Source organism: Kribbella sp., assembly GCF_035687465.1.
Lineage (GTDB): Bacteria > Actinomycetota > Actinomycetes > Propionibacteriales > Kribbellaceae > Kribbella.
In genome coordinates this window covers 1-8,216 of record NZ_DASRXP010000744.1, presented here as the reverse complement: position 1 = coordinate 8,216, position 8,216 = coordinate 1, and the positions used below count along the sequence as shown (strand labels likewise).

Genomic DNA, 8,216 nt, shown 5'->3' with positions numbered 1-8,216 from the left:
ATGGGCGCTCGGGGCACACCCCCCGACCAACCACGCGACCCACTCGGCCAACAACCAACCCCACTCTCCACCCCACCACACCGGCGGAGCGATCCCCCACACCCATCGCAGGACTTGACCCGACCTACAGCCAGCTAGTCGTGGTGAGGTGAGTCAAGGGCGCCTTTGGCGTCGCCTTCGGCGATCGAACAAGTTCGACCCTTGACACACCTCACCACGACCAGGGAAGGACGCAGCTACGCCCGGAGCCGCTGAGAAGAACGGCCACAATTCAAGGATTCCCTCGAGGGGTGCCGCCCAAGGGATTCGTCGGGCAGGCTGCCCGGGTGGTTCGCCGGCTCCGCCGCGCGGGCGGTTCGCCGGGAGCGGGGCTGGGGATTCCCCTGGCCTGGCGACTGGTGCACCCCACCCCGGCGCAGGCCGTCGCGCTTGCGCCGGATCTGGACGGGGTTGACCACTGAGATTGTGGGTTGCCACCTGAGAATCTCGAGGGGCAACCCACAATCTCAGTGGTCAACCCCCCAAAATACGGCCCGGTCAGCGGCGATTGCCGGCGGGCGAGACCTCGCGCACCATCTAGCGGAACGCGCGCACCACCAGGCGGACCAGCCGGTGAACCGCCCGGTGAACCACCCGGCCGATAGCCGCCTGCTCGGCCGATACCGCCCTACAGACCGGCATCGGTCCAACGACCCGGCATCCACCCGGACGCGCCTACCGCCGATAGCGGGTTGTTGGACCGATAGTGCCCAGTAGACCGGTATCGGTCCCACAACCCGTTAGCCGGCGAGACCGCGCCACGGCTTGCGGCCCGGCCCCCACCGGGACCTACAGAACTCGCCGACCCCACCCGGGAAACCGGTTACTGGACAGGGTTCCGCGAGTTCTGTAGGTCCGGAGGGGGCCACTTCGGTAACCGGCGCCACCCGGGCCGACGGAATCAGCGGAAGCACCGAACATCCCGCACGAACCACCCGGGCGGACGGAATCCCCTGATGCAGCTCATACCTCTGCGCGGGATCCGCGTAGCTGCGTCCTTCCCTGGCCGAGGTGGTGGGTGTCAAGGGTCGAAACTTGTTTCGAGCCCGAAGGGCCGCGAAGCGCCCTTGACACCCACCACCTCGGCTAGCACCCTCACGCAGCGGAGACCGCGCAACCACACTGCCAATGCGCCGGTCGAACCACAGTCCCGAATGCGACGGGTTGGCCAGTTGGAAGGTTGCTTGTGTGGCTAGGTCAGGCGGCGACGGCGTTGCGGACGGTGGCGAGGGCGTTGCTCCAGGAGACGACCTGGTCGAGCATCGTGCCGACCTCCGCGACGTGGTAGTCGGCCGGGGTGAACTCGCTGTAGTTCTTGAAGTCCGTGATCAGCGAGAGGGCGACCTGGTTGCGCACGTCGGCGACCTTCAGTTCGCCCATCACCAGGCGCAGGTGCTCGACCGCGCGCGCACCGCCGACGGCGCCGTAGCTGACGAAGCCGGCCGCCTTGTTGTTCCACTCGGCGAAGAGGAAGTCGATCGCGTTCTTCAGCGCGCCGGAGGTGGAGTGGTTGTACTCCGGGGTGACGAAGACGAACCCGTCGAACGAGGCGATCTTCTCGGCCCAGGCGAGCGTGTGCGGCTGGGTGTACTGCCCGACCGACGGCGGGATCGCCTCGTCCAGGTGCGGCAGCTTGTAGTCGGCGATGTCGACCAGCTCGTACTCGGCGTCGCTGCGCTGCTTGGCGATGTCCAGCACCCATTTGGCCACGGCTTCACCGTTGCGGCCCGGCCGGGTGCTGCCGAGGATGATCGCGATCTTGGGCATGACAGATCCTTCACAGGAGAGGTGTCGTCATCAGTTTGGTGACGCATCACCAAAATTAGCAGAAGTAGATGACGTATCAACTAAGGGGGTCTCCAGCTCAGCAGCCCGGGGTGCCCGGCTCGCAGAGATCGCGGGCAGGCAGACCTGCCAGCACCCGGTCCAGTACGCCGGTCAGCAGGTCCTGCTCCTCGCGGTTCAGCCGGTCGAAGAAGTACGCCCGGACCGCGTCAACATGGTCCGGCGCGGCCGCCTCGATCGCCTTGCGGCCGAGCTCGGTCAGTTTGACCATCGAGCCGCGTGCGTCGGACGCGCACTCTTCCCGCGTCACCAGACCACGCTTCTCCATCCGGCTGACCTGATGGGACAACCGGCTGCGCTCCCAGCCGACCGCAGCACCCAGGTCGCGCGTACGCAGCAGCCCACACTCCGCGATGGAGAGTGGATGCAGCAAGGCGTAGTCCGCCCCGGACAGCCCGGAATTGCTGATCAGCCTGGCTTCCAGCACGCTGGTCAGCTCGCGGTGGACGTCACGATACGACTGCCACAGATGCTTCTCCCGCGCATCGAGCCACCGTGTCTCCGTCATGCACCCCATCGTACCGGCGTCTGTTGACATGTCACCGAGATTTGTCGCGCGGAGCCGGATAACTGCCCCGACGCTTGCGCGAAAGGCCCCTCAACGCGGCGGCGTCACGCCGGCGCGACGAGGGCTGAGCGCAGGGTCTGCAGGTAGAAGCTCTTCCAGTCGCCCGACGGCAGACCCGTTGCAGACCAAGGCAACGAGCGCTCCAAGGCGATCAGGTCGTGCATCGTCGCCCAGGTCTCGAGCGCTCCCCCACCGTCGGTGAGCAGGCCGACGACTCGGGTGATCGTGTCACTGCGGACCGACTCGTCGATGTCGAGCGCCGGCAGCGAATGGTCGAACAGCAAGGCATACGCCCCCGGATTGGCCAGCGCGAAACGCCGGTACGCCGCCGCGAGGCCGAGCGTCGCACTCCCCTCCACCGGCCGTGACCTCTCCAGTACTGCGAAGAGGCCGTCCGCCGCCTGCTGGTAAACCGCGTTCATCAGACCACCGCGGCTGCCGAACTTCGTGTAGACGCACATCGTCGACCGCCCAGCCGCCTCCACCACCCGGCGAACAGTCAGCCCCTCGATCCCGTCAGAGGAAAGCACTTCAGCAGCACCCGCCAGCAGCCGCTCCCGAATATCGGGCTGATCAGTCTTGCGCGCCATTCAAATTCCTTCCCCGCCCCACCGCCCCAGTCGGGATCCGTTCCCGAGGACACAACTGGGTCACGGCCCTTGCAGTCAGCGACCGTCGGCACCACTATAACAACCGTTATCCAAATAACGACTGTTATCGATGGAGGCGTGAGATGACGTTGTCGACGTTGTACCGAACGGCCGCAGTGGCAGGGCTGGCGAGTGCGCTCGTCCTGCTGGTCAACACCGCCAAACGGGCGGAGGTGATCCCGACCACCGCCGTCACCCAACTGGTCGCACCGCTGGCCCAGGTGCTGGCACTCGCCTTGGTGGTGGCGTTGTTCGCGCGGACAGGAAGGCGGAGTGGTTCGTTCGGCACCGTGGCGTTCGGGCTCAACTTCGCCGCGCTCGCGTTGCTGGTCGGGGTGGAGTTCGTCCTCAACCTCGTCTTCCCCCGCGTCGACGACGCCACAGTCGACGCACTGCGCGCCGGACCCCTCGGAGTCGCACTGACTGTGAGTTCGATCCTCTTCCTGCTCAGTACTGCGGTGTTCGCGGCCTCACTGTGGCGTCGCGAGGGACCACCGCGGCCGGCGTTGCTCCTGTATGCGGCTGGGGCAATCCCGGTCTCCCTGCGAACCGCCGTACCGGAGGCGGCTCTGCAGGTCGGGTTGTTGCTTCTTGCGGCCGCGATCTGCTGGTTGTCGCTATGGCTCTGGTCGACCTCGCGGGATCCGCTGCCGGCCTGATTCTTCAGGGGGTGCGGGACAAGGCGACGGCCAGGCCGACTGTGCCGGCCATCAGCAGGAGTTCGACTGAGGCCAGTCGCCAGAAGGCAGCGGGCTGCTCGGCAGCGAGGGCGGGCAAGGTGGATTTGCGATGCCACCAGCCGATGGTGACCAGCAGGGCGAAGGCGACGGCCTTGGCGAAGACGAGGGCGCCGTACCCGGTAGTCACCCAGGCGGTGATCAGGCCCCAGCCCTCGTGGTGACCACCCAGGTGGATCTCGGCGGTGAGCAGTCCGGTGACGCCGATCGAGATCGCGCAGATCAACGCCAGCTGGCTGAACTTCTCGACCGCCTTCCGCTCACGGGTGTAGCGCACCAAAGCCCCGAGACCGCCGATCCAGAAGGTGGCTGCGAACACGTGCACGACCAGCGAGGTCGTCGCGGAAAGAGACCAGAAGGTGGTCCGCTCGATCGCACCGTGGCCGGTCAGGAGCGGACCGGTCAGCGCAGCGGCTGTCAGGACCAGGGCGATCCGCGCAGTCGCCGCCGTCCGGCAGCCGCTGAGGACGACTGCGAGAACCGCAGTCAGCACAACAGCGACCGCCAAAGCCCTGACCTGGTTGAGCGAAGCGGCCTGGTTCGCTCGACTGGACAGCTGCGACAGCGGCACTCCGAGGATCACCGAGGCTGTGGTGAGGAGTCCACCGATGCTCGCGACTGCCCAGACGGCTGCGGCGATCGCGGCATCCTGGCAGGCCCGAAGCCCTTGTTTTCCGAGCTTCCCACCCGATTCCACCGGAAGGAAGATCGCCGCCGCGAGCACGGCACCTCCGCAGGCAATGGCAGCCACATCCGCCAGCAGGCGCAGTACCGGAACGGCCCAGGAGACGGGCATGCTCGCGCCGGTCAGACCGACGGGCAGCGGCTCCGGGGCGCCACCCGCTGCCAGCAGGGCGACCACCATCACGACGATGCCGGCGGCAACCACCCCCGGAGCGAGGTACCTCCTCATCAAGACTCGGACGACGGCCGGCGGCGGACGATCACGACCGCCAGCGCGACCACCACGAGCATCACCAGGACCATCGCGACGATCGTGACGACGTTCGAGTTGCCTTCGTCAGCGGGCGTACTGGTGGCCACGACCGGCCCGGCGGCGTGACCCGCGTGGGTGACGGTGAAGCTGCCGGTGGCGGTGATCGGGTGGCCGTCGGCCGAGACGATCCGAGCGTCGACCTGGTACTTGCCGGCCTCGATCATCGCTCCGACAGGCTGGGTGACTTTGTTGTCGATGACCTGGATCTCGCCGGTGGACACGTTGTTCCCGCTCGGCGACTTGACCTGGACCTCGGCCCCCGTGCTGCCGACCGGTTCGTTGAAGGTGAGCACCACCTCGGTCGGCGGCGCTGCCATCGTCGACCCGTCGGCGGGGGTCATGGAATCGAGCTTGGCGTGCGCCGCCGCCACCCCGGTGCTGAGCACCAGCGTGAGCAGCGACGCCACGACTACAGCGGCTAGCCGACGCACGACTACGGGTTCATCTTTCGGGGCCGCAGGGCGAGGCCGAGCGCGGCCAGACCGAGCAGCAGTCCGACCCCGCCGAGCACCCGGGCCAGCGTGTCGGAGCCGCCTTCGTCGCCCTCGTCGGTGCTGGCGGCAACCGGGGTGATCGCCGTGGTCAGCTTGAGCGCGGGAGCGGGGTGCTCGGGCTCCTCGGCGCCTTCCTTGGCGATCTCCTCCCACTTCACCACCTCTCCGTCACCGTAGGTCTGAACGGCCGGGAAGCTCAGCGAGTCCACGCCTTCGGGCAGTCGCCCGACGGACAGCGCGAACTCGTCGAAGCTGCCCACCGGAACGCCACCCGCGGTCGCGGTCCAGGTCACGGAGGTGATGGCCTCGGACAAGGTGACGTCGCCGACTTTGACCGGCGAGGCCAGTTTCTCGGTGGTCTTGACCGCTGTCCAGCCGTCCTTCACCTGCGCGCGGACGCTGGCGAACGGGCGGTCCTTGGGCAGCGACACGACAAGCTTGGTGGTGGCAGCGGTGTCGGATTCGGTCGGCACCCGGAAGATCAGTTTGGCGTAACCGCCGGGCTTGGCGTCCGGCGATGACACCGAGACGTGGGCGGAGGCCGAGTTGACGGCTCCGACCATGATGAACGCGGAGGCCGCGGCGATCGCGGCAGCGCGCAGTACGAGTTTCTTGGACATGTCTGGGGACCCTTTCGCGGGAACACGGGTTGCACCCGGCCCGCGGGCAGGCAGGCCGGTCAGGAAGACGTTGTGAGAACCCGTACTGCGGGGGGCCCGCGCCGCGAGACGCTGGAGGTCAGCCACCGCTGGGTGAGATGCGGGTGCTCCGGTACCCCGGACACCGCGCGGGCGACTGCTGGTACCGGAATCACGGCGGCCGGGAGTTGCGGAACCAGGCGCGCCAGGATCCGTAGTACCCGCTGGGCCCATTGGTTGGTGTGGTCGATCAGGACCACGCCGAGCAGGAGGACGAACAGGTGGGCCGCCGTCATGGTCAGAGCGCCGGTGAGTCCCTCGTGCAGCTGGGACGGCTGCTCGGTTGCCATCGGCATCGGCATCGACATGCCGTGAGCGTGACTGTGATCCATCACAGCGGGTGCCGCGGACTGATGCGTCGCGTCCAGCGTGAGGTGGACTGCGAGCTGGACGCCGGCCAGAACGGCCACGGAGAGCAAGCGTCGCCCGGCCAGGTGCTCGCCGATCAGCCAGCAGGCCGCGGCGAGGGCGAGGAGTTCCGGAACCACCGACAGAGCGACAGCTCCACCGGCCAGCACATGGCCGATCACCGCGACCGCGACGCTCAGCGTCACGACTGCGGAGGTCGCGTTGGTCTCGGCACGCAAAACCAGGTCACCTTCGTCATCTGGGGCGGTGTCAGCGTGACCGTTGGGCGGGTCCGCTGCAGAACCCCATCGTTCCACAGCATCTACGCTCAGGGGACCGGCTAGTGTTTTGCGATGAAGGTCGTCACCGCGTCGCCGAAGGCGGAGGTTTCCTCCACGTGGGCGAAATGACCGCTGTCGGGGAAGACCACCAGCTCGGAGCCCGGGATCCCGTCGTGCAACTGGCGGGCCCACTTCTCCCCGCAGATGAAGTCGGCCTCGCCGACCAGGATCAGGGCAGGGACTGAGATCTCACCGAGCCGGTCCCGGACATCCCAGAGCGCCGGCTGGCGGTTGACGTCGAGGGTGAGGTCGATCGACTGCTCCCACTCCAGCAGCCGGTCCCTGGTCGCCGGGTAGTCCTTGAAGTAGACGGGCAGCAGCCGGCCGAGGTTGTCGAGGTGGCGCGCCTTGTCCGGCGGCAGGCCGTCGTCCCCGTTCCAGGCCGCGACGACCTGCTCGGCCAGGGGATCACCCGGATGGCGTACGGCGTACTCGTCGACCAGGCGACTGGCTTCTTCGTGCAGCTCGGGGCCGTTGAACGCCATCCCGTCGTACACGATGATCCCGGCCAGGTGTTCGGGGTGATCCAGGGCGAGCTGCAGGGCGACGAATCCGCCGTGTGAGTGGCCGAGGAGGAATGCCTTCTCGACTCCGAGGTGCTGGATCAGCTGGTCGGCGAAGTACGCGTACTTCTCCACGCTGTAGTCGCCGTCGGGCAGCAGCGCGGAGTTCCCCGTGCCCACCGGTTCGACGTACACGAGAGTCAGGTGCTTCTCCAGTTCGGGCAGCCGCAGGTACTCGTAGTGGATGCCGGGCCCGCCGGGGTGCACCAAGCAGACCGGCCCGCTGCCCGCCACGTGGTAGGCGATCTTCACTCCGTCGACACTGAGCTCCATGCCGACCAGTTTGCCTGAAGTGCCCAACCGATCCGGCATGATGGCGGAATGGTTTCGGGCGTACCGGTTCTGGAAGTCGGCGGGAGTCATGTGACGGCGGCGGTGGTTTCGGCTGACTGGCGGGTGGATCCGGTGCACCGGACGAAGCTCGACTCACAGACCTCGGCGGGCGAGATCCTGACGCAGCTGGCGCAGGCGGCGGATCAGTTGCCGCTGGCAAACGGTCTGGTGGTGGCGTTGCCGGGGCCGTTCGACTACGGGACCGGCGTCGCCTGGTATCGCGGGAACAAGAAGTTCGAAGCGCTCTACGGGCAGGACGTGGGCAAGAGCTTGCGGGAACTGCTGCAGCTGGATCGCATTCTGTTCGTGAACGACGCGGAGGCGTTCGCGGTCGGCGAGTGGACCACGGGCACGCTGCAAGGCCTGGAGCGCTGCGTCGGCGTCACCATCGGCACAGGCATCGGTACTGCGTTCCTGCTCGGCGGCAAGGTGGTCCGTCAAGGCGACACCGTGCCGCCGGGCGGCGAGCTCTACCGAACGTCGTACCGGGACCGACCGGTCGAAGACTGGATCTCCTCCCGAGCCATCCTCCAGACGTACTTCGACTCGGCCGGCGCCGGGACGGCCGGTGGCCGGGAGGTCGGCGGCCAGGTGATCGGGGTT

General features: G+C 67.5%; 11 protein-coding genes. 3 read left to right on the top strand and 8 right to left on the bottom strand.

Annotation, left to right across the window (positions count from 1 at the left end; all coding sequences use genetic code 11):
• Positions 1-290: 290 nt before the first annotated feature.
• Positions 291-461 (top strand): hypothetical protein, encoded by a 171-nt coding sequence (locus VFG33_RS40315; protein ID WP_325058321.1) that lies wholly within the window; start codon positions 291-293, stop codon positions 459-461.
• A gap of 775 nt (positions 462-1,236) precedes the next feature.
• Here the strand turns inward: VFG33_RS40315 and VFG33_RS40310 are convergent.
• From VFG33_RS40310 to VFG33_RS40300, 3 genes are all read right to left on the bottom strand, one after another.
• The gene (locus VFG33_RS40310; RefSeq protein WP_325058320.1) at positions 1,237-1,806 is read right to left on the bottom strand and encodes an NADPH-dependent FMN reductase; all 570 of its coding nucleotides are present in this window, start codon (positions 1,804-1,806) and stop codon (positions 1,237-1,239) included.
• Between the two features lie 97 nt (positions 1,807-1,903).
• Positions 1,904-2,392, bottom strand: a complete 489-nt coding sequence (locus VFG33_RS40305) for a MarR family winged helix-turn-helix transcriptional regulator (RefSeq protein ID WP_325058319.1) — start codon at positions 2,390-2,392, stop codon at positions 1,904-1,906.
• 104 nt (positions 2,393-2,496) lie between these two features.
• On the bottom strand, positions 2,497-3,042 hold the full coding sequence (locus VFG33_RS40300; protein WP_325058318.1) for a TetR/AcrR family transcriptional regulator: 546 nt from the start codon (positions 3,040-3,042) through the stop codon (positions 2,497-2,499).
• Between the two features lie 143 nt (positions 3,043-3,185).
• Here VFG33_RS40300 and VFG33_RS40295 point away from each other — a divergent pair, with 143 nt between their 5' ends.
• Positions 3,186-3,761 (top strand): hypothetical protein, encoded by a 576-nt coding sequence (locus VFG33_RS40295; RefSeq protein WP_325058317.1) that lies wholly within the window; start codon positions 3,186-3,188, stop codon positions 3,759-3,761.
• 4 nt (positions 3,762-3,765) lie between these two features.
• Here VFG33_RS40295 and VFG33_RS40290 read toward each other — a convergent pair whose 3' ends face one another.
• The 5 genes from VFG33_RS40290 to VFG33_RS40270 all read right to left on the bottom strand — a co-directional run bounded on the left by VFG33_RS40290 (position 3,766) and on the right by VFG33_RS40270 (position 7,592).
• Positions 3,766-4,752 (bottom strand): CopD family protein, encoded by a 987-nt coding sequence (locus tag VFG33_RS40290; RefSeq protein WP_325058316.1) that lies wholly within the window; start codon positions 4,750-4,752, stop codon positions 3,766-3,768.
• Positions 4,752-5,243, bottom strand: coding sequence for a copper resistance CopC family protein (locus VFG33_RS40285; protein WP_325058315.1), 492 nt, complete (start codon positions 5,241-5,243; stop codon positions 4,752-4,754). Before VFG33_RS40285 ends, VFG33_RS40290 begins: the two co-directional genes overlap by 1 nt.
• Positions 5,244-5,269: 26 nt before the next feature.
• Entirely contained in the window at positions 5,270-5,950 is a 681-nt protein-coding gene (locus tag VFG33_RS40280) for a YcnI family copper-binding membrane protein (protein WP_325058314.1), read from the bottom strand.
• Between the two features lie 59 nt (positions 5,951-6,009).
• Positions 6,010-6,615 (bottom strand): hypothetical protein, encoded by a 606-nt coding sequence (locus VFG33_RS40275; RefSeq protein WP_325058313.1) that lies wholly within the window; start codon positions 6,613-6,615, stop codon positions 6,010-6,012.
• Positions 6,616-6,716: 101 nt separating this feature from the next.
• Positions 6,717-7,592: an alpha/beta fold hydrolase gene (locus tag VFG33_RS40270; RefSeq protein WP_325058312.1), complete on the bottom strand. Its 876-nt coding sequence runs from the start codon at positions 7,590-7,592 to the stop codon at positions 6,717-6,719.
• 9 nt (positions 7,593-7,601) lie between these two features.
• Between VFG33_RS40270 and VFG33_RS40265 the strand changes: the two genes are divergently transcribed.
• Positions 7,602-8,216, top strand: a 615-nt coding sequence (locus VFG33_RS40265; protein ID WP_325058311.1) for an ROK family protein, incomplete at its 3' end; no start/stop codon positions are given.

Excerpts from the sequence above, each read along its gene's own strand:
- VFG33_RS40310 (WP_325058320.1), bottom strand. The coding sequence starts at position 1,806 with ATGCCCAAGATCGCGATCATCCTCGGCAGCACCCGGCCGGGCCGCAAC.
- VFG33_RS40305 (WP_325058319.1), bottom strand. The coding sequence starts at position 2,392 with ATGACGGAGACACGGTGGCTCGATGCGCGGGAGAAGCATCTGTGGCAG.
- VFG33_RS40300 (WP_325058318.1), bottom strand. The coding sequence starts at position 3,042 with ATGGCGCGCAAGACTGATCAGCCCGATATTCGGGAGCGGCTGCTGGCG.
- VFG33_RS40295 (WP_325058317.1), top strand. The coding sequence starts at position 3,186 with ATGACGTTGTCGACGTTGTACCGAACGGCCGCAGTGGCAGGGCTGGCG.
- VFG33_RS40290 (WP_325058316.1), bottom strand. The coding sequence starts at position 4,752 with ATGAGGAGGTACCTCGCTCCGGGGGTGGTTGCCGCCGGCATCGTCGTG.
- VFG33_RS40280 (WP_325058314.1), bottom strand. The coding sequence starts at position 5,950 with ATGTCCAAGAAACTCGTACTGCGCGCTGCCGCGATCGCCGCGGCCTCC.
- VFG33_RS40270 (WP_325058312.1), bottom strand. The coding sequence starts at position 7,592 with ATGCCGGATCGGTTGGGCACTTCAGGCAAACTGGTCGGCATGGAGCTC.